The organism is Variovorax sp. Soil_C_17, assembly GCF_057657265.1.
Map to the genome: position 1 here is coordinate 188,638 of NZ_JBDGIT010000003.1, position 23,340 is coordinate 211,977.

The 23,340-nt window shown below is 66.7% G+C and carries 22 protein-coding genes and 1 tRNA gene; 12 read left to right on the top strand and 11 right to left on the bottom strand.

Annotation, left to right across the window (positions count from 1 at the left end):
• Nucleotides 1–99 precede the first annotated feature (99 nt).
• A complete protein-coding gene (locus AC3A6Y_RS15985; RefSeq protein ID WP_487869949.1) occupies nt 100–4,938 on the bottom strand; it encodes an NAD-glutamate dehydrogenase in 4,839 nt (1,612 codons plus the stop codon).
• Nucleotides 4,939–5,053: 115 nt separating this feature from the next.
• On the opposite strand from AC3A6Y_RS15985, the gene AC3A6Y_RS15990 reads away from it, so the two are divergent.
• Nucleotides 5,054–6,070 (top strand): class I fructose-bisphosphate aldolase, encoded by a 1,017-nt coding sequence (locus AC3A6Y_RS15990; protein WP_487869225.1) that lies wholly within the window; start codon nt 5,054–5,056, stop codon nt 6,068–6,070.
• Between the two features lie 21 nt (nt 6,071–6,091).
• Here AC3A6Y_RS15990 and AC3A6Y_RS15995 read toward each other — a convergent pair whose 3' ends face one another.
• From AC3A6Y_RS15995 to AC3A6Y_RS16010, 4 genes are all read right to left on the bottom strand, one after another.
• Entirely contained in the window at nt 6,092–6,724 is a 633-nt protein-coding gene (locus AC3A6Y_RS15995; protein WP_487869226.1) for a class I SAM-dependent methyltransferase, read from the bottom strand.
• 26 nt (nt 6,725–6,750) lie between these two features.
• Nucleotides 6,751–7,194 carry a CBS domain-containing protein gene (locus AC3A6Y_RS16000; protein WP_487869227.1) on the bottom strand — a complete coding sequence of 148 codons (444 nt, stop codon included), beginning with the start codon at nt 7,192–7,194 and terminating at the stop codon, nt 6,751–6,753.
• Between the two features lie 133 nt (nt 7,195–7,327).
• Entirely contained in the window at nt 7,328–9,151 is a 1,824-nt protein-coding gene (locus AC3A6Y_RS16005; RefSeq protein ID WP_487869228.1) for a TraB/GumN family protein, read from the bottom strand.
• An 806-nt stretch (nt 9,152–9,957) separates the two neighbouring features.
• The gene (locus AC3A6Y_RS16010; RefSeq protein WP_487869229.1) at nt 9,958–10,158 is read right to left on the bottom strand and encodes a hypothetical protein; all 201 of its coding nucleotides are present in this window, start codon (nt 10,156–10,158) and stop codon (nt 9,958–9,960) included.
• A gap of 156 nt (nt 10,159–10,314) precedes the next feature.
• On the opposite strand from AC3A6Y_RS16010, the gene AC3A6Y_RS16015 reads away from it, so the two are divergent.
• Nucleotides 10,315–10,476: a hypothetical protein gene (locus tag AC3A6Y_RS16015; protein WP_487869230.1), complete on the top strand. Its 162-nt coding sequence runs from the start codon at nt 10,315–10,317 to the stop codon at nt 10,474–10,476.
• Between the two features lie 334 nt (nt 10,477–10,810).
• On the opposite strand, the gene AC3A6Y_RS16020 is transcribed toward AC3A6Y_RS16015, so the two are convergent.
• Together AC3A6Y_RS16020 and serS are read right to left on the bottom strand one after the other, a co-directional pair.
• Nucleotides 10,811–10,901 (bottom strand) — tRNA-Ser (locus AC3A6Y_RS16020).
• A 54-nt stretch (nt 10,902–10,955) separates the two neighbouring features.
• Nucleotides 10,956–12,287, bottom strand: a complete 1,332-nt coding sequence (serS, locus tag AC3A6Y_RS16025; RefSeq protein WP_487869231.1) for a serine--tRNA ligase — start codon at nt 12,285–12,287, stop codon at nt 10,956–10,958.
• Between the two features lie 62 nt (nt 12,288–12,349).
• Here serS and AC3A6Y_RS16030 point away from each other — a divergent pair, with 62 nt between their 5' ends.
• Complete coding sequence (locus AC3A6Y_RS16030) at nt 12,350–12,760, top strand: VOC family protein (protein ID WP_309965438.1); 411 nt, start codon at nt 12,350–12,352, stop codon at nt 12,758–12,760.
• Here AC3A6Y_RS16030 and AC3A6Y_RS16035 read toward each other — a convergent pair whose 3' ends face one another.
• From AC3A6Y_RS16035 to AC3A6Y_RS16045, 3 genes are read right to left on the bottom strand one after another with little or no spacing between them, the layout of a single operon-like run.
• Nucleotides 12,761–13,726 (bottom strand): threonine/serine dehydratase, encoded by a 966-nt coding sequence (locus AC3A6Y_RS16035; RefSeq protein WP_487869232.1) that lies wholly within the window; start codon nt 13,724–13,726, stop codon nt 12,761–12,763. It lies immediately after the preceding gene.
• Nucleotides 13,723–14,688, bottom strand: a complete 966-nt coding sequence (gene ispH, locus AC3A6Y_RS16040) for a 4-hydroxy-3-methylbut-2-enyl diphosphate reductase (RefSeq protein WP_487869233.1) — start codon at nt 14,686–14,688, stop codon at nt 13,723–13,725. Before ispH ends, AC3A6Y_RS16035 begins: the two co-directional genes overlap by 4 nt.
• A gap of 2 nt (nt 14,689–14,690) precedes the next feature.
• On the bottom strand, nt 14,691–15,149 hold the full coding sequence (locus tag AC3A6Y_RS16045; RefSeq protein ID WP_487869234.1) for an FKBP-type peptidyl-prolyl cis-trans isomerase: 459 nt from the start codon (nt 15,147–15,149) through the stop codon (nt 14,691–14,693).
• Between the two features lie 64 nt (nt 15,150–15,213).
• Between AC3A6Y_RS16045 and radC the strand changes: the two genes are divergently transcribed.
• Together radC and AC3A6Y_RS16055 are read left to right on the top strand one after the other, a co-directional pair.
• Complete coding sequence (gene radC, locus AC3A6Y_RS16050) at nt 15,214–15,891, top strand: RadC family protein (RefSeq protein ID WP_487869235.1); 678 nt, start codon at nt 15,214–15,216, stop codon at nt 15,889–15,891.
• A 38-nt stretch (nt 15,892–15,929) separates the two neighbouring features.
• Nucleotides 15,930–16,586, top strand: a complete 657-nt coding sequence (locus AC3A6Y_RS16055) for a Smr/MutS family protein (protein WP_487869236.1) — start codon at nt 15,930–15,932, stop codon at nt 16,584–16,586.
• A 60-nt stretch (nt 16,587–16,646) separates the two neighbouring features.
• Here the strand turns inward: AC3A6Y_RS16055 and AC3A6Y_RS16060 are convergent, their stop codons facing one another.
• Complete coding sequence (locus tag AC3A6Y_RS16060; protein WP_487869237.1) at nt 16,647–17,057, bottom strand: group II truncated hemoglobin; 411 nt, start codon at nt 17,055–17,057, stop codon at nt 16,647–16,649.
• An 87-nt stretch (nt 17,058–17,144) separates the two neighbouring features.
• Between AC3A6Y_RS16060 and AC3A6Y_RS16065 the strand changes: the two genes are divergently transcribed.
• The 7 genes from AC3A6Y_RS16065 to AC3A6Y_RS16095 all read left to right on the top strand — a co-directional run bounded on the left by AC3A6Y_RS16065 (nt 17,145) and on the right by AC3A6Y_RS16095 (nt 23,338).
• Nucleotides 17,145–17,975 (top strand): ABC transporter substrate-binding protein, encoded by an 831-nt coding sequence (locus AC3A6Y_RS16065; protein ID WP_487869238.1) that lies wholly within the window; start codon nt 17,145–17,147, stop codon nt 17,973–17,975.
• A 92-nt stretch (nt 17,976–18,067) separates the two neighbouring features.
• Nucleotides 18,068–18,763, top strand: coding sequence for an amino acid ABC transporter permease (locus AC3A6Y_RS16070; RefSeq protein ID WP_487869239.1), 696 nt, complete (start codon nt 18,068–18,070; stop codon nt 18,761–18,763).
• Between the two features lie 76 nt (nt 18,764–18,839).
• Nucleotides 18,840–19,550, top strand: coding sequence for an amino acid ABC transporter permease (locus AC3A6Y_RS16075; RefSeq protein WP_487869240.1), 711 nt, complete (start codon nt 18,840–18,842; stop codon nt 19,548–19,550).
• Nucleotides 19,547–20,290, top strand: a complete 744-nt coding sequence (locus AC3A6Y_RS16080; protein WP_487869241.1) for an amino acid ABC transporter ATP-binding protein — start codon at nt 19,547–19,549, stop codon at nt 20,288–20,290. The genes AC3A6Y_RS16075 and AC3A6Y_RS16080 overlap by 4 nt, the downstream gene beginning before the upstream one ends.
• Nucleotides 20,291–20,303: 13 nt before the next feature.
• On the top strand, nt 20,304–21,329 hold the full coding sequence (locus AC3A6Y_RS16085) for an isopenicillin N synthase family dioxygenase (protein WP_487869242.1): 1,026 nt from the start codon (nt 20,304–20,306) through the stop codon (nt 21,327–21,329).
• A 148-nt stretch (nt 21,330–21,477) separates the two neighbouring features.
• Nucleotides 21,478–21,900: a rubrerythrin family protein gene (locus AC3A6Y_RS16090; protein WP_068680194.1), complete on the top strand. Its 423-nt coding sequence runs from the start codon at nt 21,478–21,480 to the stop codon at nt 21,898–21,900.
• A gap of 85 nt (nt 21,901–21,985) precedes the next feature.
• Entirely contained in the window at nt 21,986–23,338 is a 1,353-nt protein-coding gene (locus AC3A6Y_RS16095; protein ID WP_487869243.1) for a (Fe-S)-binding protein, read from the top strand.
• Nucleotides 23,339–23,340 lie beyond the last annotated feature (2 nt).

The window sequence follows — 23,340 nt, forward strand, 5'->3', positions numbered from 1 at the left end:
TTCCCTGAGCGCCACCGGGCCACCGGGGAGCCGCGGGTATCGGTCGACAGTCAGGCCCCCGGGGAGAAGAACGGGCGGCGTCTCCAGCATCGCTCCCCTCTAGGCGAGAGCGCGCAGCTCCCGCAGCGCCACCGCCAGCATCGCTGCGTCGGGCGCCGCCACCGCGCGCAGTTCGCCCATCAGCTGCGCCGCGCGCTCCAGCGTGCGGCCGTTGCTGGCCTGCCAGGCCTCGACCCGGGCGGCCGGCGATTCGCCCTCCCCGCCTGCCGTCAGGACCGCATGGGTGATCGCGCGCTGCAGGCCCGAAAGATCGTCCTGCATCGCTCCCTTTGCCAGCGCCTGCCAGTGCTGGTCGCCCGGCAGCGCCGAGATGCGGTCGCGCAGCCAGGGCATGCCGAGCCGGTTGGCGAGGTCGAAGTAGATCGCCGCCACCAGCTCCACCGGCCAGCGCGCGCTGCCGGCGATCTCGGCAATGTCGAGCGAGGCGTAGAGCGTGCCGAAGTTCACCACGCGCTCGGCCAGCTCGCGCGGTACGCCCCGGCCCGTGTAGCGGGCCGCCGCCGCATCGACGCGGGCGCGCTCGTCGGCGTCGAGCAGCTGCGGCAGGCGCGCCGACAGCGTCTCGACCTTGGACTTGAAGTGCTCGATGGTCGAAGCCATGTCCTCGGCCAGGCGGCGCGAGCGCAGGAACCACATGGTGCCGCGCTCCAGCTGGCGGCCGGTGTCGATCAGCATGCCGGACTGCACCTCGTCGTCGACCTGGTTGTCCAACGCCTCGATGGACTGCCACAACGGCACCATGCCGAAGATCTCGCGCGAAAGCAGGTAGGCGCGCACCACCTCGAAGGCGCGCGCGCCCGTGGTCTCGACCAGCCGGTGCACGAAAGTGCTGCCGACCCGGTTGACCGTGCTGTTGGTGACGTGGGTGGCGATGATCTCGCGCTTGAGCGGATGGCGCGGCATCCAGGCCGCGAACTTCCGGCGCAGCAGCTCGGGGAAGTAGCGCTCCAGCGCGGTGGCGACCCACGGATCGTCGGGAAGCGGCGATTCGAGCAGCTCGTCGTAGAGCCAGATCTTGCTGTAGGCCAGCACCACCGCGCGCTCGGGGCTGGTGAGGCCCTGGCCCTGGGCCCGGCGCTCGGCCAGTTCCTCGTCGGCGGGCAGGTACTCGATGGCGCGGTTCAGCCGCCCGGCCTTCTCCAGATACTGCATGAAGCGCATCTGCGCATCGAGCAGCTGCGGTGCGATGCGGCCGGTGACCGAAAGCACCTGGGTCTGGAAGACGTTGTCGCGCAGCACCAGCGCGGCGACGTCCTCGGTCATCTCCGGCAGGATCGCGTTGCGCTGCTTCTCGGTGAGCTCGCCCTCGGTGACCGGCAGGCCCAGCAGGATCTTGATGTTGACCTCGTGGTCGGAGGTGTCCACGCCGGCCGAGTTGTCGATGGCATCGGTGTTGATGCGACCGCCCGCGCGCGCGAACTCGATGCGCCCCAGCTGCGTGCATCCCAAATTGCCGCCTTCGGCGAAGACCTTGCATCGCAGCTCGCGGCCGTTGACGCGCAGCGCATCGTTGGCGCGATCGCCGACCTGGGCGTGGGTCTCGCCGGTCGCCTTCACGTAGGTGCCGATGCCGCCGTTATAGATCAGGTCCACCGGCGCCTTGAGGATCGCATTGACGAGCTCGGTAGGCGTGAGCGCGTCGGCCTGGACGTCCAGCACCTGCTTCACCTGCGGCGTGAGCGCGATCGACTTGGCGCTGCGCGCATGGATGCCGCCGCCCTCGGAGATCAGCGTCGCGTCGTAGTCGGCCCAGGAGGAGCGCGGCAGCTTGAACAGGCGCTCCCGCTCGGCGAAGCTCTTGGCCGCGTCGGGCGCCGGGTCCAGGAAGATGTGGCGGTGGTCGAAGGCCGCCACCAGCAGGATGTGCCGCGACAGCAGCATGCCGTTGCCGAACACGTCGCCCGACATGTCGCCCACACCGGCCACCGTGAACTCGGTGCTCTGCGTGTCGATGCCCATCTCGCGGAAATGCCGCTTGACCGACTCCCAGGCGCCGCGCGCGGTGATGCCCATGGCCTTGTGGTCGTAGCCCACCGAGCCGCCCGAGGCGAAGGCATCGCCCAGCCAGAAGCCGTACTCCTTGCTGATGCCGTTGGCATAGTCGCTGAAGGTGGCGGTGCCCTTGTCGGCCGCGACCACCAGGTAGGGATCGTCGGGATCGTGCCGCCGCACCTGCGGGGGCGGCACGACCGTGGTGCCCGCCAGGTTGTCGGTGATGTCGAGCAGGCCGCGCAGGTAGTCCTGGTAGCAGGCCACGCCTTCGCGCATGTAGGCCTCGCGGTCGCTGGGCGAAGGGGCACGCTTGAGCACGAAGCCGCCCTTGGAACCCACCGGCACGATCACGATGTTCTTGACCATCTGCGCCTTGACCAGGCCCAGCACCTCGGTGCGGAAGTCTTCCGGCCGGTCCGACCAGCGCAAGCCGCCGCGTGCCACCCGGCCGCCGCGCAGGTGCACGCCCTCGAAGCGCGTCGAGTACACGAAGATCTCGAAGAGCGGCTTGGGCGCCGGCAGGTCGGGCACCTTGGCCGCATCGAACTTGAAGGACAGGAAGCCGCGCCGCCGGCCGCTCGCATCGCGGCGCCAGTAGTTGGTGCGCAGGGTGGCCAGGATCAGCGCGAGGTACTGGCGCAGGACGCGGTCTTCGGACAGGTTGGACACGTCGTCCAGCGCCGCCTCGATCTCGCGCACCTTGTCTTCCTCGCGCGCCTGTGCGTCGGACGCCGGCTGCGGGTCGAAGCGCAGCTTGAAGAGCTCGACCAGCGAACGCGCAATGCCGGCATGGCTGGCCAGCGTGCCCTCGATGAAGGACTGCGAGAGCGCAAAGCCGATCTGCCGCATGTACTTGGCGTAGGCGCGCAGCAGCACGATCTCGTGCACCGGCAGTTGCGCGGCCAGCACCAGGCGGTTGAAGTCGTCGTTCTCGACCTCGCCGGCCAGCACCGCGCCGAAAGCTTCCTCGAACACCGGACGCAGCGCATCGACCTCGACCTCGCTGTCGCCCGAAGCGGCCTGCAGGCCGAAGTCGTGGACCCACACCGGCGACTCGCCCTGCGGCGCGACGCGGTGCGGATGCTCGTCGAGCACCTTCAGGCCCAGGTGCTCGAGCATCGGCAGGCTGGACGAGAGCGTGAGCGGCTCGCCGCGGCGCAGCACCTTGAAGCGCAGCGTGCCGTGCGGCGCTTCCAATGGCCGGTACAGGTTCATGCCCAGGCGCTGCGCGTCGCTCAGGCGCGCCATCAACTCGATGTCGTGCACCGCGGCGCGGGCTGCGAACTCGTCGCGGTAGCCGGGCGGGAAGGCGGCGCCGAAGCGCCGCAGCAGCGCATTGCCCTGCGCCTCGCCGGCGGCCTCGAGCAGCGCGGTCTTCAGGTCGTCGTCCCAGCGCCGGGCGGCGGCCACCAGTTTCTGCTCCACCTCGCGCACATCGAAGAAGGGGATGCTGCCCGGCTTGGTGCGCACGGTGATCTGAATGCGCGCCAGCACCGATTCCGACAGGTGCACGTTGAACTCGGAGCTGGTGCCGTTGAACTCGCGCATCAGGATGTCCTGCCACTTCTGGCGCAGCTCGGTCGTGTAGTTCTCGCGCGGCGCGTAGATCAGGCAGGACAGGAAGCGCTCGAAGGGATCGCGCCGCACGAAAAGCCGGAAGCGCTGGCGCTCGCCCAGGTGCAGGATGCCCATCGCGGTCTGCAGCAGGTCGTCGTCGCCGGTCTGGAACAGCTCGTCGCGCGGGTAGGTCTCGAGGATGTTGATCAGCGCCTTGCCCGAGTGGCTGCCGGGCGCGAGTCCGGCACGCTCGACCACGCTCGCGATCTTGCGGCGAAGCAACGGAATCTCGGCCGGGTTGGCGCTGTAGGCGGTGGAAGTGAAGAGGCCGAGGAAGCGGTCCTCGCCGCAGACCTCGCCCTTGTCGTCGAAGCGCTTGACGGCCACGTAGTCGAGATGGCCCGGCCGGTGCACGGTGGAGCGGGAGGCGGACTTGGTCACCACCAGCAGCTCGGGCCGGCGGGCATAGGCGCGCACCTCGGGCGGCAAGGCGGCGAAGGCAGCCGCGCCGTCGGACTTGTCGGGTGTTTCCCGCAGGATGCCGAGTCCGGAGCCCGGCACCACCTTCAGGCCGTCCTCGCCGTCGAGCCGCACCAGCTCGTGACTGCGGCAGCCGAGGAAGGTGAAATGGTGGTCGGCCAGCCAGCGCAGGAAGGCCTGGCCTTCGGCCAGCTCCTGCGGCGGAATCGGCGGCGGACGATCGTCCAGGCCCTGCACGATCGCGAGCACGCGCTCCCGCATGGGCTCGAAGTCGGCCACGGCCTGGCGCACGTCGTCGAGCACGCGTTCGAGATCGGCGGCCAGCGCCTCCATCCGCGCGGGCTCCGGCACACGGTCGACCTCGACATGGATGAAGGACTCGCGACGCGCCTCGGGCGATGCGCCCGCCTCGCTCGCGAGGCCCCGCAACACGCCGTGGGCACCGCGTTCGACGGCCACCAGGGGGTGGATGATCAGGTGCAGCGTCAGGCCGTGCCGGTTGACCTCCATGGTCACCGAGTCGACGAGGAAGGGCATGTCGTCATTGACCATCTCGATGATGGTGTGGGTCGACTGCCAGCCGTGCTCCGCGATGCTCGGGTTGAAAACCCGCAGCTTCGGATGCCCGGGCTCGCGTTTGCGCGCGAAGCTCCAGTGCGAGAGCGCGGCGCCGTAGAGGTCGGCCGCCGGCCGCTCGTCCAGGTCCTCCGGATCGACCTGGCCGAAGTAGCGGCGCACGAATTCGCACACCTCCTCCACCGATTCGGACGGGAGCTTGGCTCGCACCAGCTGCTCCACTTCGTCAAGGCGCTCCTGTCTGCGCCCCGCTTCCGTCGTCTGCGCGGTCATCAGCATGCTTGTCTCCGGTTTGGCGTCCGTAATCTACATCGCAATCGGGTCCGAAGGATGACTTGCATTGCAGGGCCGGCCGTCGGAGACTGGGAGGATCCAACGAGGACACGCCATGACGACTGAACTTCAAGCCACGGTGGACGGGCTGGTGCAGAAGGGCAAGGGCATTCTGGCCGCCGACGAAAGCGGCCCGACGATCGCCAAGCGCTTCAAGGCGATCGGCGTCGAGTCGACCGAGGAAAACCGGCGCGCCTGGCGCAGCCTGTTGCTGGGGGCGCCGGGGCTCGGCCGGTACATCAGCGGCGTCATCCTGTACGAGGAGACCCTGGGCCAGCGCGCCGACGACGGCGAGCCGCTGCCGCAGCTGGCCGCGCGGCAGGGCATCGTGCCGGGCATCAAGGTCGACGCCGGCAAGGGCCCGCTGGCGCTGGCGCCCGGCGACGAGATCACGCATGGGCTGGACGGGCTCGCGCAGCGCCTCGAGGGCTACAGGCAGCAAGGCGCGCGCTTTGCCAAGTGGCGCGCCGTCTACAACGTCTCCGACCAGCTTCCGAGCCGGGCCGCGATCGAGGCCAACGCCGAGGCGCTCGCGCGCTATGCGGCGATCTGCCAGGCACAGGACGTGGTGCCGATCGTCGAGCCCGAGGTGCTGATCGACGGCGATCACACGCTGGCGCGCTGCGCCCAGGTCACGCAGGCCGTTCTGCATGAGGTGTTCGTCGCCTTGTACCGTCACGGCGTGGCGCTCGAGCACATGCTGCTGAAGCCGAGCATGGTGGTGCCCGGCAAGGCGCATTCGGCGCAGGCCCGACCGGCCGAAGTGGCCGCGCAGACGCTGCGCGTGCTGCGTCGCACGGTGCCGGCCGCGGTCCCCGGGATCAACTTCCTCTCCGGCGGCCAGTCGCCGGCCGAGGCGACGGCCAATCTCGATGCGATGAACCGGCTGGGGCCTCAGCCATGGCGGCTGAGCTTTTCCTACGGACGTGCACTGCAGGACACCGCGATGCAGGCTTGGCGGGGCGACGCGGCGCATGCGCAGCTTGCACAGCAGGCGCTGCTGAAGCGCGCCAGGTTGAACGGGGCTGCATCCATCGGCGAGTACGGCGCCGAGATGGAAGCTGCCGACTAGGCTCCCGCCGCGGCCAGCCTCTCAGCCCGTCGGCTTGCGCCACACGCTCGCGAGCCAAGGCTGCTGCTCACGCGGCAGCCCTTCCGGGCGGTAGTAGTGCGAGAGCGCCACGAAGCCCGCGCCCGACACGTAGCGCTGCCAGGCCTCCAGATCGTGAAAGGCGCTGTAACGCGCGCCGCTCCAGCCTTCCTGGCCTTCGCCGCGCGGGTTCGAGCTGAAGAGCACGCCGCCCGGCTTCAAAGTCGCGTGCAGTTCCCGCAGGACGCGCGGCAACTCTTGCGCAGGCACGTGGAACAGCGCCGCATTCGCGAACACGCCGTCGAAGCGATCCGGCGGCAGGTCCAGCGCGAGGAAATTCTGCTCCAGCACCTCGCAGCCGCTGTGGGCGCGTGCCATCTCGGCCAGCCGCGCAGCGCCCTCCAGCCCGATCGCGAGATGCCCGAGCCGCTTGAAGGTCAGCAGGTCGCGCCCGGGCCCACAGCCGAAATCCAGAATGGCGAACGGGGGCGGCGCCTCGATGGCCTGAAGCAGCGCCGCGACGTTCTGGCTCACATCGTGATCGCGCGTCGCGGCCCAGAAGTCCTCGGCGCTCCGGTCGTAGTGGGAGAGCGTCGATGCGGCAATGCGCTCGAGGTCTTTGGCCGACAGTGCCATGGGCGTTGCAAGGGCGGACCGGGCGCTCAGGCGTGCTCGCCGGTGATGTAGTGCTGCAGCTGTTCGATGATGAACTTCTGCTCCGAGATGATGCCCTTGACCAGGTCGCCGATCGAGATCAGGCCGACCAGCCGGCCGTGGTCGTCGAGCACCGGCAGGTGGCGCACGCGGTTCTCGGTCATCACCGCCATGCACTCTTCGCTGCTTTGCGCGGGATGCACGTAGATGACCGAGGGAGTCATGATCTCGCGCAGGCGGGTTTCCTTGGATGAGCGCGACATCAGCACGACCTTGCGCGCGTAGTCGCGCTCGCTCAGCATGCCGACGATGCGCTCGCCCTCCATCACCAGCAGGGCGCCGATGTTCTTCTGCGCCATCAGCGCGACGGCTTCGTACACCGAGGCGTCGGGCCCGATGCTGTGCACGCTCTGGTCGCCTTTTTCCTTGAGGATTTCTGCCACGGTCTTCATCGCTTGTGTCTCCGAACAGGACGTTGTGCCTGCATGAAAACACAGGCCGGGCGCGCTCGGCAAGTCCTCTTTAGATTCCCCGGTTGCGCAGGACAGGAGATTGCGTGCCTGGCGTCGCGCCACAAGCCACTTGTTACTTCATTGATGGTGGCGGTGGCAGTTCAAGTGGCTTGACGCCTCTGTTCGCAACACCGCTTTCATTGTTTTTTACCGACATTCGAAGTGGCATGCGTGAGCCGACATACACATCGGCCATCACTCTGAAGATCAAAGGCTGTTCACTGGAACTCACCTTATCTTTCTGATCATGGGAGACGATAAAAAATGTTTCATCGTGACTATTTGTTGTGCCGCGCTGAGGAATATCGAACATGAACATCGACTTGCAATTGGGCAATGCGCATTGAACCCCGAAGACATCTGCTACTCCCGATGTATCCCTCCACACATGGAAAATCCCGAATAGCGCGATGAATTTGCCATTCGCCCGCCGCGGCATGTCGTCGTTGATGATGCCAACGGCAAACGCATTCAACGCGGCAGCACGAGCTCGGTAGTTCATACCGTTTGAGCCTAGGCTATCTGGCGAGACCATGTCGGTGTCAACGAACATTACCCGCATCCCCACCTCCTTTGCCTTCTCCAGGACAGTCGCAAGTTCCATTGCCGCCATCTTGAGTTCCGGCGACATGGGCGTCCCTGAAAGACCCGAGAAATAGGCATTGGCCAGGCGTTGAGCTTCCGCCGGCAAATTCTCCAGATAGACTGTCGCATAACCACGCTCGCGCAGCCACGCCATATTCTGAATGATAAAATTTAAAGCGGCAAAGTGGTCGTGAAGTTCTCCGATCAGCAGGTTGTGCTCAGACAACTGATTCAACACTGCAGCATACTGCTCTCGAGAGGCCACTTGGTGATAAATGGGCGTGCCTGTCTCAAGGGCAGGAAGTGGAGAAGATAGATCGATAGTGGTCAACCAGATTTTTTCGAATTCGTCCCGCACTTGATCCACAACAGACAAGAAGTTTGGCTCTTTCGTCCAGCCTTGTTTGTTGTCGGCATCCTGACCAAAGCCGAGGTAGTACCTGACGCAATCTGCTAATCGTATTGAATAGTTGACTTCTACCGTTGCCCGTCCGGTGCTGGTCCAGTCAGCCCGGATCCCCTTGAAGTCGTCCAGGGAGGCGGGACGCCCCAAGAGTTGGGATGCGTTATGAAGGAATATCTGTAGGGCCAAATCGCGATTGGCCGCCTCCTCTTGCAACGTCTTGCCGGGAAATACAAAGATGTATATAGGCAACTTGGTTCTGAAGCCTGGCTTATCATAGAGTTCAGGCCACAGCGTCCGGTACTGACGATTTTTCTGCCAAGAAAATGACGGGCGGTCGACCGCATTCATGTTCGTGGTGACTTCAAGCCGCGTTGCGTCGTCAAGCGTCCGAACGGCTAGTTCCCAGATCTGCCATGCATGGACAGACGTCTCCTCTGAGCGAGCCATTTGCGCACCCAAGAAGCAAAAGGCGAACGCCGCGTCGGATCCATTTCCCAGCAGCGCGCAATACCGAGAAAGCAAATTGGGCCGCAGCAGAAGCATGTTGACCCAGCGGGCGTGCGTGGAGGCTTGCAGTATGTATTCGAGAGCCGCAGGCGCATGCTCGTGATCTGCCCGGTCTTCCTTCAGCTCCTCCAATATCTGCAGCAAGGCCTTGGCCGCAGTTTCCCACCCGTGCGACATGGATTTGATCGCTTCATGGACAAACTGGACCTTACGTGCCACTAGGGGTGGGGAGCTCACCCAGGCGCCGAGATCGATCCATTGGGCAGCACTCGCCCTTGTCAACAGGTGGGCAGCCTTCTCGACGTCGAAATTTTCGAATTTCGCCACAAAGTCGGCGTTGAACGACGCTTGGCGATTCGCGGTCGAAAACAACGTATAGCGAAGAGGAACTGGTTGCATGAAAACACTTTTCCTTCTGAAAATGAAGCCGGGGGTGGCCGTCTGAGAGCTCTGATTGCGATCGCGGCCGCTGGCCACGGATAACGGGCGAATATAAAGACGCCAGGGGATTGAAATCTGAACATTTCTAAGCTATCGCTCGGCGGCCTACCGCTTCTGCGCCACCGGAAAGGTGGGCAACAATGATTTTTAGTTGCAGGACGCGATGACAGGCCAAGTTCTTCACCCCCGGAATCAAGCGCATCGCCGGCGCAGCGCGGGTGCGATCGTCAACACCATCGAGGGGGGAAGGTCGCCGCCCCGACTCACCTGTCCGGAGGCGCGGCAATAAGGCGCTGATGCTTGGCCGCCGCAGGCCTAGCAGCCTGCCAGCCGCGCGGGTGGGAGTGAACGCGGTCAATTCCACGATGACGCTGACCGAGCGCATGGCCGAAAGATTGGTGCCCGACCCCCGCTTACGTCCGCTCGCAGCGAAGAGGAGGTGCTGCGCGCAGCAGAGCGTATGCCGCCTGGGCGCATCGCAGAAGACGACGGACAGTAGTCTTCTTCAGCTCTCCGCGCTCACGCTACATCTCGGGCGCATCGTCGCTGGAAGGGGCAGCGAAGGCGAAGAGGCCTGAGGGTGGGCCTGCTTCGCGCCGACGGCATGGCGGGGTCGGAAAGGTAGCGACAGTCGCCGGCATCGAGGAACCGCCCAGCAAGGGCGGATGCCGAAGCAACCTCTACCAGCGCCAGGCGACTGTCTGCATTCATATTGGGCGGCCAGTCTTAGGCCAGACTTAAGAATCGTTGGACGAAGCCAGGGCTCAGCTCAGCGCGTGAGCAAGGTTCAGCAGGGACCAGCCGAACCCGCCCATGAGCGCTGCGATCAGCAAGGCCTTCACCCACACCCGCTCCGGCTTCCGCCGATGGAAGGGACCGGAGATCGGGTTGAATGATGAGGCGCGGGGCTCCCGGTCGGGCCTGTCGGTCCACCAGCCCAGATTGGTGTCGTGTCGGTCGTTCATGTGTTCCCTCTTCGATGGACCTATCTTGAGCCATTTTGTAATACTTTGGTAGAGCATCAGTTCCATCAAGAAGCCTGAAATGTGAAACTTTCCCATTCTTCGTTCACTTGTCTTATAGTTGGCACGCCTTCGATGACGGGACGAGGAATACCAACCATGAACGTGATCTCCGACGAGCATGTCCCCACAAGCAGCTTCGAACCGGTGAGTTCGCCGGTCGCGAGCGCTCCCTGGTCCGAAATCCTGATCGAGGCCGGTTTTGTCGGCGCCGTTTTCCTGGTGCTGGCGCTCGTCGTCGTTGCGTCCGTCGGGCGATAAGCAGCGGTTTACGAAGCTCTCAGACGGAGGCTTGGCTTGTCTTCACAGTCCGACCCGGACAAATTGCCCGGCGCGCGACGGCGCAGGCTGACTCGCGCTGAGTGGATCGATCGGCTGCGGCGCGCAGCCACGGCGGAGCGGCGGCAAGCCGACCCCGACCCGTGCCTGCAAGAAGACCCGCCGCCAAGCGAACCCGCACGCATCGAAAGCAATCGGGAAGCGCCTGCAGCCGAATAGCGCTGCGCCATCTGCGGCCGCAGCCAACAAAAAAGCCCAGGAGGCTTGGGTCCTCTTGGGCTTTTTGCGTTGATTCGGAGCCTTTGCGGGGCATCCTTGGCGGAGAGGGTGGGATTCGAACCCACGGTACGGGGATACCGTACGCCTGATTTCGAGTCAGGTACATTCGACCACTCTGCCACCTCTCCGGAGTCTGGTGTTTGTCGAGCCCGCGATTCTAGCAGAGGCTTTTGGCGACTTTTTCAGGGCTGCAGGGTTTCAAGGCCGCCCATGTAGGGCCGCAGCGCCGCCGGCACCGCGATCGAGCCGTCGGGCTGCTGGTGGTTCTCCAGCACCGCGACCAAGGTGCGGCCGACCGCGAGGCCCGAGCCGTTGAGGGTGTGCACCAGCTCGTTCTTGCCCTGCGCATTCTTGAAGCGGGCCTGCAGCCGCCGCGCCTGGAAGGCCTCGCAGTTCGACACCGAGCTGATCTCGCGGTAGGTGTTCTGCGCCGGCAGCCAGACCTCGAGGTCGTAGGTCTTGGCAGCGCCGAAGCCCATGTCGCCGGTGCACAGCAATACCACGCGGTACGGCAGCTCCAGCGCCTGGAGCACGGCCTCGGCGTGGGTGGTCATGGCCTCCAGCGCTTCGTAGCTCTTTTCCGGATGCGTGATCTGCACCATCTCGACCTTGTCGAACTGGTGCTGCCGGATCATGCCGCGCGTGTCGCGCCCGGCGCTGCCTGCCTCCGAGCGGAAACAGGGCGTGTGGGCGGTGAAGCGCAGGGGAAGCTGCGTCTCGGCAAGGATCTCGTCACGCACGAGGTTCGTGAGCGGCACCTCGCTGGTCGGGATGAGGTAGAGCGCCGAATGATCGGGCGCAGGCTCCCCGTCCTGCCCGCCCTTCTTTGCCGCGAACAGGTCGCCCTCGAACTTCGGAAGCTGGCCGGTGCCGCGCAGCGTGTCGGCATTGACCACGTAGGGCACATAGCACTCGGTGTAGCCGTGCTGCTGGGTCTGGATGTCTAGCATGAACTGCGACAGCGCCCGATGCAGCCGCGCGATGGGGCCCTTCATCACGGTGAAACGCGAGCCCGCGAGCTTGACGCCGGTCTCGAAGTCGAGCCCGAGCGGCGTGCCCAGGTCGACGTGGTCGCGCGCCTCGAAGCCGAGTGCAGGCGCATCGGCACCGTTGCCGCCCTTGGGGCTCCAGCGCCGGACCTCGAGATTCGCGTTTTCGTCGTCTCCCACGGGGACACTCGCATGCGGGAGGTTCGGCACCGCGAGCAGCAGCGCCTGCAGCTCGGGCTGGATCGCCTCGAGCCGAGTGGCGGAAGATTCCTGCTCGGCCTTGAGCGCATTGACCTCGGCCATCAGCGCCTCGACCGACTCGCCCCTGGCCTTCAGCGGCCCGATCTGCTTGTTGAGTGCGTTGCGGCGCGCCTGCATTTCCTCGGTGCGGGTCTGCAGGGTCTTGCGCTCGGCTTCGAGGGCGCTGAAGGTCGCCACGTCGAGAAAGGTCTGGTTCTTCTTGCGGGTTTCGAGGCCGGCAACGACCGAGGCAAGGTCCTTGCGTAACAGAGTGATATCGAGCATCGGGCGATTTTAGGCGGGGGCGTAGGATGGCTCTCCCCTCTGCAACCACCCAAGGAGATTCGATGGAAGCGTACCTGTCCTTCAACGGAAATGCGGCCGAAGCGCTGGCCTTCTACGCCAAGAGCCTGGGCGGCAAGATCCTCTTCAGCATGACCTTCGGCGAAAGCCCGATGGGCAAGGACACGCCGGACTCGCACAAGAAAAAGATCATGCATGCCACGCTCGAAGCGCGCGGCAAGCAGATCATGGCCTCCGACCTGCCGCCCGGCATGGCCTTCGACGGCTACAAGGGTTTCTCGCTCTCGGTCCAGGCCAAGGACGTCAAGGAAGGCGAGCAGCTCTTCAAGACGCTGTCCGAAGGCGGCAAGGTCACGATGCCCTACGCCGCCACTTTCTGGTCCCCCGGCTTCGGCATGCTGGAAGACAAGTTCGGCGTGCCGTGGATGGTCAACGTCGACCAGCCGCAGAGCTGATCAGGCGAGACTCGTCGGGTCCACGTTGGCGCCACAGACGATCAGGCAGATCTTCTCGCCTTCGCGCGGCGCATAGGCACCCGTGTGCAGTGCGGCCAGCGGCAGGGCCGCGGCCGGCTCGACGGCCAGCTTGAGTTCCTTCCACAGCCACGACTGCGCAGCGCGAATCGCACCGTCGGGCAGCAGCAGGGCGTCGCGCACCTGGCGTTGCGTGATGTCCCAGGCGAAGGCGCCGATGCGCCGCGCTCCGAGCGAATCGGCCGCCACGCCGCTGACCTCCACATCGACCGGCTCGCCGGCTTCGCGCGCGCGAAAGAGCGTGGGGGCGCGCTCGGGCTCGAGCGCCACCACGCGGCTGCGCTGCTCGAACCAGGCCGCCAGGCCGCCGATCAGGCCGCCGCCGCCCACGCTGACCAGCACTGCATCCGGCAGGCCGCCCTGGTCCTCGATCTCGCGGCCCAGCGTGCCGGCACCGGCCACCACCTCGGCCTGGTCGTAGGCATGGGTGAGCAAGGCGCCGCTCTCGCGCTGACGCTCGAGGCAGGCCGCCAGCGCATCGGCATAGACCTCGCCGCCCACCACCACCGTGGCGCCGAGTGCGCGCAGCTTCGCGCGCTTGGCTTCCGGCGAGACGGTGGGCAGGAACACCTCGCAATGCACGCCCAGCGCCTGCGCCGCCGCGGCGGTCGCGATGCCGGCATTGCCGCCCGAGGCCACGATGGCGCCGCTGTCGGGAATCTCATGGGCCAGCAGCCGATTCATCATGCCCCGCGCCTTGAAGCTGCCACCGGCCTGCAGATGCTCGAGCTTGAGCCAGAGCTCGACGCCCGGCACCTCGATGCCCAGCGCGCGGCCTGGCAGCTTCCACAACGGTGTCCTGCGCAGGAATTGCGGGGCCCGCTCGTCGATCCGCCGTGCGGCCGCCTCGATGTCGCGTCGCCAGTCGATGGCGGCGGCGCTCGTCACGAAATATGGCCCGGCGCGGGCATGTGGTCGAGCTTCAGGCCCTTGGGCAGCGGAAACTTGAGCGTTTCTTCGATGCCGTCCATCTTGCGCACCGACACCGCGCCCAGTGCCTTGATCCGGTCGATCACCTCGCGCACCAGCACCTCGGGGGCGGAGGCGCCGGCCGTCAGCCCGACGCGGGTCTTGCCCTCGAACCATTCGGGCTTCAGTTCGGCGGCCGAGTCGACCATGTAGCTCTCGGTGCCCAGGCGCTGCGCCAGTTCGCGCAGCCGGTTGCTGTTGGAGCTGGTCGGGCTGCCGACCACGATCACCAGGTCCACCTGCGGGCTCAGCAGCTTGACGGCGTCCTGCCGGTTCTGGGTGGCATAGCAGATGTCCTGCTGCTTGGGCTCGCGCACCTTCGGGAAGCGCGCGCGCACCGCAGCCGAGATCTCGGCCGCGTCATCGACCGACAGCGTGGTCTGCGTCACCACGGCCAGCTTCTCGGTCTGCCCGGGCTGGACGCGCGCCACGTCCGCCACGTCCTCGACCAGGTGGATGCCGCCGGAAAGCTGCCCCATGGTGCCCTCGACTTCGGGGTGCCCCTTGTGGCCGATCATGATGAACTCGTAGCCCTCTTTCGCGAGCTTGGCGACTTCGACGTGCACCTTGGTCACCAACGGGCAGGTGGCGTCGAAGATCTCGAAGCCGCGCGCCCGCGCCTCGGCCTGCACGGCCTTGCTCACGCCGTGCGCGCTGAACACCAGCGTCGCCCCCGCGGGCACCTCGGCCAGTTCCTCGATGAAGATCGCGCCCTTGGCCTTGAGCTCGTTGACCACGTAGGTGTTGTGCACGATCTCGTGGCGCACGTAGATCGGCGCGCCGAACTTGGCGATCGCGCGCTCGACGATCTCGATCGCGCGGTCGACGCCGGCGCAGAAGCCCCGTGGCTCGGCGAGGATGACTTCTTCGACCGTGCCCATGTTCACAGCACCCCGATCAGCTGCACTTCGAAGCTCACCGGCTGCCCGGCGAGCGGATGGTTGAAGTCGAAACGCACCGCGGTCTCGTTGGCTTCGACCACCGCGCCGGCGTAGCTGCCGCTCCCGTCGGGCGTCGGGAACTGCACCACGTCGCCCACCGCGTACTGCTCGTCGGGGTCGCCCATCTGCACAAGCAGCTTGCGCGCCACCCACTGCTGCATGTCGGCGTTGCGCTCGCCGAAGGCCTCGCCGGCCGGCAGTTCGAAGGTGGCATGGGTGCCCTCGGCCAGGCCCATCAGCCGCTGCTCGACCGCGGGCGAGAGCTCGCCGGTGCCCAGCGAGAGCGTGGCCGGCTTGTCGCCGAAGGTGTTGATGATGTCGCCCGCAGGCCCGGCCAGCCGGTAGTGCAGCGTGAGGAAGGAGCCGGGCACGACGATGGCGGCGGAGGTGGTGGAGGACAAGGTGGCGCTCGCTATAGACTGGGGCCCTGTATTTTAGGGAGGGGCCAACGGGCCCATGCCGACCATGTCTTTCTCCGATCTTCCCCTGGAAGCACGACCGCGCGAAAAGCTGATGGCGCTGGGCCCCGGCTCGCTGGCCGATGCCGAGCTGCTGGCGCTGCTGCTGCGCACCGGCCTTCCCGGCAAGAACGTGCTGCAGCTCGCGCAGGACCTGCTCGACGGCTTTGGCGGCATCAATGGCCTGCTCCACGCCGGACTCGACGACCTCAGGCGCATCAAGGGCCTGGGCGGCAGTGCCAAGCGGAGCAACCTTGCGGCCGTGCTCGAGCTGGCGCGACGCGCGATGGCCCAGGGGCTGAAGGAACGCGAGCTGTTCGAGTCGCCCGATGCCGTGAAGAACTATTTGCAACTGCAGCTGGCGGCCAGGCCGCACGAGGTTTTCGCCGCGCTCTTTCTCGACGCGCAGCACCGCCTGATCGCGCTGGAAGAACTCTTTCGCGGGACCCTGACCCAGACCAGCGTGTACCCGCGAGAGGTGGTGACACGCGCCCTGCACCACCGCGCGGCGGCCCTGATCCTGGCGCACAACCACCCGAGCGGCTGCGTCGAACCCTCCCGAGCCGATGAAGCGCTGACGCACACGCTGCGGGCCGCGCTGGCCTTGATCGACGTGCGGGTGCTGGACCACGTGATCGTCGCCCCGGGCCGGGCCCTGTCGATGGCCGAGCGCGGCCTGATCTGAGCCCGGACGCGGAGGACGTATCCTCCAGCGACCAGCCGATGCCCAGCAAACCCAAAGCCCTCAAGACCCTCGCCGAGCTCAAAGGCGTGCAGAAGACCCTGGCCGAGCAGCGTGAGCGCGAAGCCGCCGAGGCCGCCGTGCGCGCAGCCGCCGAGAAGAAGCGCGCCGCCGAGCAGGACCTGTTCTCGCGCGCCATCGGCGCCACGCAGCCGCTGCGGCGCCGGCCTGCGGTGCCGCTGGCGCCCGAGCCGCCGGCGCCTCTTCCCGTGCAGAAGCAGCTCGACGAACAGCGCGTGCTGCGCGAGTCGCTGTCGGACGAGTTCGACGTCAGCACCCTGCTCGACGCCGACGACGCGATGAGCTTTCGCCGCCCCGGCATCCACACCGACGTGACGCGCAAGCTGCGCGCGGGCGAGTGGAGCATCCAGCGCGAGATCGACCTGCACGGCATGCGCAGCGACGAGGCGCGGGAAGCGCTGGGCGAGTTCATCCGCGAGGCGGGCAAGCTGGGCGTGCGCTGCGTGCGCGTGGTGCACGGCAAGGGCCTGGGATCGCCCGGGCGCCAGCCGGTGCTCAAGGCCAAGGTGCAGCGCTGGCTGATCCAGAAGAGCGAGACCCTGGCCTTCGTGCAAGCCAAGCCGGCCGAGGGCGGGGCCGGGGCGCTGGTGGTGCTGCTGACGCCGTCGCGGCGCTAGCCGGTCGGCTGCCGTCCGGCCGCTCCGAGGCTCAGCGAAGCGATGTGAAAAGCCGCAGGCTTATGTCCGCATCCAGTCGGCGGTCTGGAAGAAGGAATCGCGCAGGCGCGCACGAAGTCCTTCGGGTACACCGGTCTCCCCCATCGCCTGGTCCATGCATGCCAGCCACTGGTCGCGCTCCTGGATGCCGATGGTGTGGCCGCCGATGCTCTGCGGCAGGTGCCGCGCCCGCAGCATCGGGTGGCCGAAGCGGTCGGTGTAGTGCTGCGGTCCGCCCAGCCAGCCGCACAGGAACCAGAACAGCCGCTGCCTCGCGTTCTCCAGCGAGGGGCCGTGCACCGCCCGCAACTGCGCGTAGGCCGGCTCCAGTTCCATGAGGTCGTAGAAGCGCTCGACCAGCGCATGAACCTTCTGCTCGCCGCCGATCCATTCGAAGGGCGTGTCGAAAGGCGGTTTTTCCTGGATTTGCATGACGGCAGTATGCATATGGAAAAGAGCTATTTCACGCAGCAGGCTTTTGTTTGCTATGGTGCGGACCCCTTTCCCCAGGAGAAAAAGATGCGCTTCCGTTTCGCTGCCGCCGCCCTCGCCGCGGCCGCCCTGCTCGCGGGCACCGCCGTCCATGCCGACCAGCTGGATGACATCAAGAAGAAGGGCCAGCTGGTCGTCGGCGTGCTCGGCACCGACGAGCCCGCCACCTTCATCGACCCGAAGACGCGCGAGATCATCGGCTACGAAGTCGACCTGGTGAACGCCATCGCGAAGAAGATCGGCGTGAAGCCGGTGCTCAAGCAGATCGCGGTGGCCGCACGCATCCCCGAGCTGCAGCAGGGCCACGTGGACCTGGTCGCGGCGGGCCTCACGCACAACAAGGAGCGCGAGTCGCAGATCGACTTCTCGCTGACCACCTTCGTGACCGGCCAGAAGGCCATCGTCAAGAAGGACAGCGGCATCACCGACGTGCCGCAGCTCGCGGGCAAGAAGGTGCTGACCATCCGCGGCGGCACGCAGGAGCCCAACATCAAGAAGGCCGTGCCCACTGCCGAGGTGGTGACCTTCGACACCAGCCAGCAGGCCTTTCAGGCGCTGCAGCAGGGCAAGGGCGTGGGCTACGTCGACGACGAGGCCGCGCTGCTCAACAGCTACGCCAAGCTGGGGCCGCAGAAGGCGCAGTACGTGGTGCTCAAGCAGAACCTGAGCACCGAGGCGTTGGCCATCGGCATCAGGAAGGGCGAGAGCGGCCTCAAGAAGGTGGTGGACGACACGCTTCGCGAGCTCGAGAAGTCGGGCGAGGCCGAGAAGATCTTCTTCAAGTGGTACGGCCCGAAGACAAAATCGGGCTTCGAGACGCGCACGTTCAAGATCGAGACCGACAAGATCGACAGTTGAAGACGGTGTGAGCGCCGCCGCGCGGCGCTTCACGGATGCGTACCATGTGCCCCGCGGCGGTCCGCGTGGGCGCCTGCGCATCCGATCGATTCATGCCGCTTTTCGACTATTCCCTGCTTCTCACGGGGCGCTACCACGACATGCTGGTCGCGGGCCTCGCTCTCTCGCTGCAGCTGCTGGCCGCCTCGCTGATGCTGGCCCTGCCGGTCGCGCTCGCAGTGGCGCTGCTGCGCCTGGCGCCGGTGGCCGCGCTGCGGGGGCTGGGCTTCGCCTACGTGGAGTCGATCCGCAACATCCCGCTGCTCGCGCACATGCTGTTCTGGTATTTCGGCGCGCCCGAGCTGCTGCCCGAGGAGCTCAAGCAGCGCCTCTATGCCGGCCGCATCGAGGCGATGAGCGCGGTGGTGGCACTGGGCCTCTACACCGCGGCCTACATGGCCGAGGACATCCGCAGCGGCATCCGCGCCATTCCGGCGGTGCAGATGGAAGCGGGCCGCGCCCTGGGCTTCGGCTTCCTCGCGACCATGCGCCGCATCATCCTGCCGCAGGCGTTGCGCGTCACCATCCCGCCGCTGATCTCGCAGACCCTCAACCTCTGGAAGGGCACCAGCGTGGCCACCGTGATCGGCGTGGCCGAGCTGATGTACCAGGCCGGGCAGGTGGAGAGCGCGACCTTCCGCAGCGCCGAGTCCTTCGCCTTCGCCACCGCGGCCTACCTCACGGTGTCGATGCTCATCACCGGTGCGGCCAGCTGGTACCAGCACCGCTTCCCGCCGAGGGCGCTATGAGACCGCGCGCGGCCGTTTCGAAGGGGGCTCGTACCGCAGAAGGCGGAGGTACTCCGATCAGCACCGGAGCCGCACCGTGATCGAGCTCGTGCGCGACTACTGGGTCTACTTTCTCATCGGGCAGTATCCCAACGGCCCGCTGGGCGGACTGGCGCTCACGGTGCTGCTGGCCTCGCTGGGCCTGGTGCTCGCCCTGCCCTTCGGCCTGCTGCTGGGCCTGGCGCGCGTGAGCCCCTGGCGCTGGCTGCGATGGCCGGTGACGCTGGTGGCCTTCGTGGTGCGCGGCACGCCGCTGCTGATGGTGGTGTTCTGGGCCTACTTCTTCCTCCCCAGCGTGACCGGCGTCAAGACCGACCAGTTCACCACCATGCTGATCGCGCTGGTGGTCTTCGACGGCATCTACATCGGCGAGATCGTGCGCGCCGGCATCCTGGGGCTGCCGCGCGGCCAGGTCGAGAGCGCGCGCTCGCTGGGCCTGGGCTGGGGCCGCACCATGCGCTTCGTGGTGCTGCCCCAGGCGTTGCGCAGCATGCTGCCCTCGCTGGTGAACCAGTTCGTCTCCACCATCAAGGAGACCTCGCTGGGCTACATCATCGGCCTGGCGGAGGTGTCCTTCATCGCCTCGCAGATCAACACCCAGGTCTTCACCAAGCCGGTGCAGGTCTACCTGGTCCTGGGCCTCACCTATTTCGTCATGTGCTTCGGGCTGTCTCGCTTCGCCTATTGGCTGGAGCGGCGCACGGGCCGGCGCACGACCGTCCGCGAAGCACCGAAGGCACCCGCATGATCGAATTCGACAAGGTCAACAAGTGGTACGGCGGCTATCACGCGCTGGTCGACGTGAGCGAGACCATCGCCCGGGGCGAGGTGGTGGTGGTCTGCGGCCCCTCGGGGTCGGGCAAGTCCACGCTGATCCGCACCATCAACCGGCTGGAGCCGATCAAGTCCGGCCGCATCATGGTGGACGGCAAGGACATCCACGCGCCCGGCATCGATCTCAACGACTTTCGCTCGCACATCGGCTTCGTGTTCCAGCAGTTCAACCTGTTCCCGCATCTCACGGTCATCGGCAATTGCACGCTGGCGCCGATCCAGCTGCGCGGCCTCTCGCGCGCCCAAGCCACCGAGCGCGCCATGGCCCTGCTCGAGCGCGTCGGCCTGGCCAACAAGGCCCACGCCTTTCCCTCCGAGCTCTCGGGCGGCCAGCAGCAGCGCGTGGCCATCGCACGGGCGCTGGCCATGCAGCCGCCCTTGATGCTCTTCGACGAACCCACCAGCGCGCTCGACCCCGAGATGGTGGGCGAGGTGCTGCTGGTGATGCGCGACCTCACGCGCGAAGGCATGACCATGGTGGTCGTGACGCACGAGATGGGCTTCGCACGCGACGTGGCCGACCGCGTGCTCTTCATGGATGCCGGCCGCGTGCTGGAGCGGGCCACCCCCGACGACTTCTTCAATCGCCCGCAACACCCGCGCGCGCAGCAGTTTCTTGCCGACATCCGCACGCCCTTCGCGCACGCGGTTTGATACGCTGGCCTCGATGCGCACATCGACCCCTTCATCGACCCCTTCGCTGCCCGTCATCGACATCGCACCGCTGGTCGCGCGTGCGCCCGGACGCGCCGAGGTCGCCGCACGCATCGGCGAGGCCTGCCGCGCGCACGGCTTCTTCTACGTCACCGGCCACGGCGTCGACCGCGCGCTGACGCAGCGCCTCGAAGCGCTCAGCCGCGCCTTCTTCGCGCTGCCCGAAGCCACCAAGATGCAGTGGCGCATGGAACTGGGCGGCCGCGCCTGGCGCGGCTATTTCCCGACCGGTGGCGAGCTGACCTCGGGCCGGCCCGACTGGAAGGAGGGGCTCTACCTCGGCACCGAGCTGCCCGAGGACGATCCGCTGGTGCTCGCGCGCACGCCGGTGCACGGGCGCAACCTGTTCCCGGATGTCCCCGGCCTCAGGCAGACGATCCTCGACTACATGGCCGCGGCGACGCGCCTGGGCCATCAGCTGATGGAAGGCATCGCCCTGAGCCTCGGCCTGGGCGCCGGCTACTTCGCCGAGCGCTACACGGCCGACCCGCTGATCCTCTTTCGCCTCTTCAACTATCCGACCCAGCCGGTCCCGGCCGGCCTGGACGTCGCCTGGGGCGTGGGCGAGCACACCGACTACGGCCTGCTCACCATCCTGCGGCAGGACGACATCGGCGGCCTGCAGGTGCGCACGGGCGAAGGCTGGATCGACGCGGCGCCGATCCCCGATGCCTTCGTGATCAACATCGGCGACATGCTCGACCGCATGACCGGCGGGCTCTATCGCTCGACGCCGCATCGCGTGGTCCGCAACACCTCGGGCCGGGACCGGCTGTCCTTCCCGCTCTTTTTCGATCCCAACTTCCATGCGCGGGTCCAGCCCATCGCGGGCCTGCCGCGGCCCGCCGTGGCCGACGACAGCGCCACGCGCTGGGACCACGCCAACGTGCATGCCTTCGACGGCATCTACGGCGACTACCTGCTCGCCAAGGTGGCCAAGGTGTTCCCGCAGCTGCGCGAGGCCGTGCTGCCGGGCTGATCCCCGCGCGCGGCCCATTGCCTGCCTCAATGATCCTTATTGAGGCTTTGTATGGCACATCCCGCTGCTTGGTGTAGATTGCAGGGGCGCCGCTGTCACGGCAGCGACGGTTCCACTTTGCATGCCTAGCCAATCCCAGGAGATAGCCATGGACTTGAAAGGATCGAGAACCGAGCAGAACCTGAAGGACGCCTTCGCAGGCGAATCCCAGGCCAACAGACGCTACCTCTACTTCGCGAACAAGGCCGACGTCGAAGGCCAGAACGACGTCGCGGCGCTGTTCCGTTCCACCGCCGAAGGCGAGACCGGCCATGCGCACGGCCATCTGGAGTTCCTCGAGCACGGCTCGGGCGACCCGGCCACCGGCCTGCCGATCGGCGACAGCCGCCTCAACCTGAAGGCTGCCGTTGCCGGCGAGACCCACGAGTACACCGACATGTACCCGGGCATGGCCAAGCAAGCGCGCGAAGAGGGCTTCGACGAGATCGCCAACTGGTTCGAGACGCTGGCCAAGGCCGAGCGCTCGCACGCCAACCGCTACACCAAGGCGCTCGAGGCGCTGGTCGACTGAGCCGCGCGCGAGCGCTTGACGGACGAAGGGCTCTTCACCGGGCACAGCGTCCGCCGGCGCCATGCGCCCGGCCACGGGCCATCCCATGACGAGTCGAGAAGGCAATCTCGAGGCGCCCACGCGCCACCCGGTGGACTGGAAGAACCCCGAGTTCTACGACCAGGCCGCGTGCGAGCGCGAGATGACGCGCATCTTCGACATCTGCCACGGCTGCCGCCGCTGCGTCAGCCTGTGCCAGGCCTTCCCGAACCTCTTCGATCTGGTCGACGCCACCGAGGACGGCGAGGTGCACGGGGTCGATCCCAAGCACTATGGCAGCGTGGTCGACCAGTGCTACCTGTGCGACCTCTGCTACATGACCAAGTGCCCCTACGTGCCGCCGCATCCGTGGAACGTGGACTTTCCGCACACCATGCTGCGCGCCAAGGCCATCAAGTTCAGGAACGGCGGCGTCGCGGGTGGCGAGAAGCTGCTGGCCTCCACCGACGTGCACGGCAAGTTCGCGGGCATTCCGGTGGTGGTGCAGGCGGTCAATGCGCTGAACAGGACGAAGCCCATGCGCAGGCTCCTGGACAGCGCGCTGCACGTACACCCGAATGCCTGGCTGCCCGACCTGGCGACCAAGCGCTTCCGCTGGAGCGCCCCCAAGGACGACGCGGCGCCGCCGGTGGTCGACGGCGAGCGCACACCCGGCAAGGTCGCGATCTTTGCGACCTGCTATGTCAACTACAACGAGCCCGGCATCGGCTTCGACCTGATCAAGCTGCTCAGGCACAACGGCATTCCCTACACGATCGTCTCGAAGGAGAGCTGCTGCGGCATGCCCAAGTTCGAGCTCGGCGACCTCGATGGCGTGGCCCGGCACAAGGAGGCCAACATCCCCGTGCTGGCCCGATACGCGAAGGAAGGCTTCGCGATCCTCACGGCCGTCCCCTCCTGCACGCTGATGTACAAGCAGGAACTGCCGCTGCTCTTCCCGGACGACGCCGACGTGAAGCTGGTGCAGCAGGCCATGTACGACCCTTTCGAGTACCTGATGGCACGCCACAAGGACGGCCTGCTCAAGACCGACTTCAAGACGCCGCTGGGCAAGCTCAGCTACCACATTCCCTGCCACGGGCGGGTGCAGAAGATCGGCCGCAAGACCGAGGAGATGTTCAAGCTGATCGGGCAGACGGTGCCGGTGCAGCTCAACACGGTGGAGCGATGCTCAGGCCATGCGGGCACCTACGGCGTGAAGACGCCCTACCACCCGGTGGCGATGAAGATCGGCAAGCCGGTGTTCAAGTCCATGGGCAAGAACGAGCCCGACTACATCAGCTCCGACTGCGCGTTGGCCGGCCACCACATCGCGCAGGGCATGGCGCAAGATGGGCTGGCGGCTGCCAAGCTGCAGCATCCGCTGAGCCTGGTGCGCATGGCCTACGGCCTGGAGTAGCC

Excerpts from the sequence above, each read along its gene's own strand:
- AC3A6Y_RS15985 (WP_487869949.1), bottom strand. The coding sequence starts at position 4,938 with ATGACCGCGCAGACGACGGAAGCGGGGCGCAGACAGGAGCGCCTTGAC.
- AC3A6Y_RS15990 (WP_487869225.1), top strand. The coding sequence starts at position 5,054 with ATGACGACTGAACTTCAAGCCACGGTGGACGGGCTGGTGCAGAAGGGC.
- AC3A6Y_RS15995 (WP_487869226.1), bottom strand. The coding sequence starts at position 6,724 with ATGGCACTGTCGGCCAAAGACCTCGAGCGCATTGCCGCATCGACGCTC.
- AC3A6Y_RS16000 (WP_487869227.1), bottom strand. The coding sequence starts at position 7,194 with ATGAAGACCGTGGCAGAAATCCTCAAGGAAAAAGGCGACCAGAGCGTG.
- AC3A6Y_RS16005 (WP_487869228.1), bottom strand. The coding sequence starts at position 9,151 with ATGCAACCAGTTCCTCTTCGCTATACGTTGTTTTCGACCGCGAATCGC.
- AC3A6Y_RS16010 (WP_487869229.1), bottom strand. The coding sequence starts at position 10,158 with ATGAACGACCGACACGACACCAATCTGGGCTGGTGGACCGACAGGCCC.
- AC3A6Y_RS16015 (WP_487869230.1), top strand. The coding sequence starts at position 10,315 with ATGAACGTGATCTCCGACGAGCATGTCCCCACAAGCAGCTTCGAACCG.
- serS (WP_487869231.1), bottom strand. The coding sequence starts at position 12,287 with ATGCTCGATATCACTCTGTTACGCAAGGACCTTGCCTCGGTCGTTGCC.
- AC3A6Y_RS16030 (WP_309965438.1), top strand. The coding sequence starts at position 12,350 with ATGGAAGCGTACCTGTCCTTCAACGGAAATGCGGCCGAAGCGCTGGCC.
- ispH (WP_487869233.1), bottom strand. The coding sequence starts at position 14,688 with ATGGGCACGGTCGAAGAAGTCATCCTCGCCGAGCCACGGGGCTTCTGC.
- radC (WP_487869235.1), top strand. The coding sequence starts at position 15,214 with ATGTCTTTCTCCGATCTTCCCCTGGAAGCACGACCGCGCGAAAAGCTG.
- AC3A6Y_RS16055 (WP_487869236.1), top strand. The coding sequence starts at position 15,930 with ATGCCCAGCAAACCCAAAGCCCTCAAGACCCTCGCCGAGCTCAAAGGC.
- AC3A6Y_RS16060 (WP_487869237.1), bottom strand. The coding sequence starts at position 17,057 with ATGCAAATCCAGGAAAAACCGCCTTTCGACACGCCCTTCGAATGGATC.
- AC3A6Y_RS16065 (WP_487869238.1), top strand. The coding sequence starts at position 17,145 with ATGCGCTTCCGTTTCGCTGCCGCCGCCCTCGCCGCGGCCGCCCTGCTC.
- AC3A6Y_RS16070 (WP_487869239.1), top strand. The coding sequence starts at position 18,068 with ATGCCGCTTTTCGACTATTCCCTGCTTCTCACGGGGCGCTACCACGAC.
- AC3A6Y_RS16080 (WP_487869241.1), top strand. The coding sequence starts at position 19,547 with ATGATCGAATTCGACAAGGTCAACAAGTGGTACGGCGGCTATCACGCG.
- AC3A6Y_RS16085 (WP_487869242.1), top strand. The coding sequence starts at position 20,304 with ATGCGCACATCGACCCCTTCATCGACCCCTTCGCTGCCCGTCATCGAC.
- AC3A6Y_RS16090 (WP_068680194.1), top strand. The coding sequence starts at position 21,478 with ATGGACTTGAAAGGATCGAGAACCGAGCAGAACCTGAAGGACGCCTTC.
- AC3A6Y_RS16095 (WP_487869243.1), top strand. The coding sequence starts at position 21,986 with ATGACGAGTCGAGAAGGCAATCTCGAGGCGCCCACGCGCCACCCGGTG.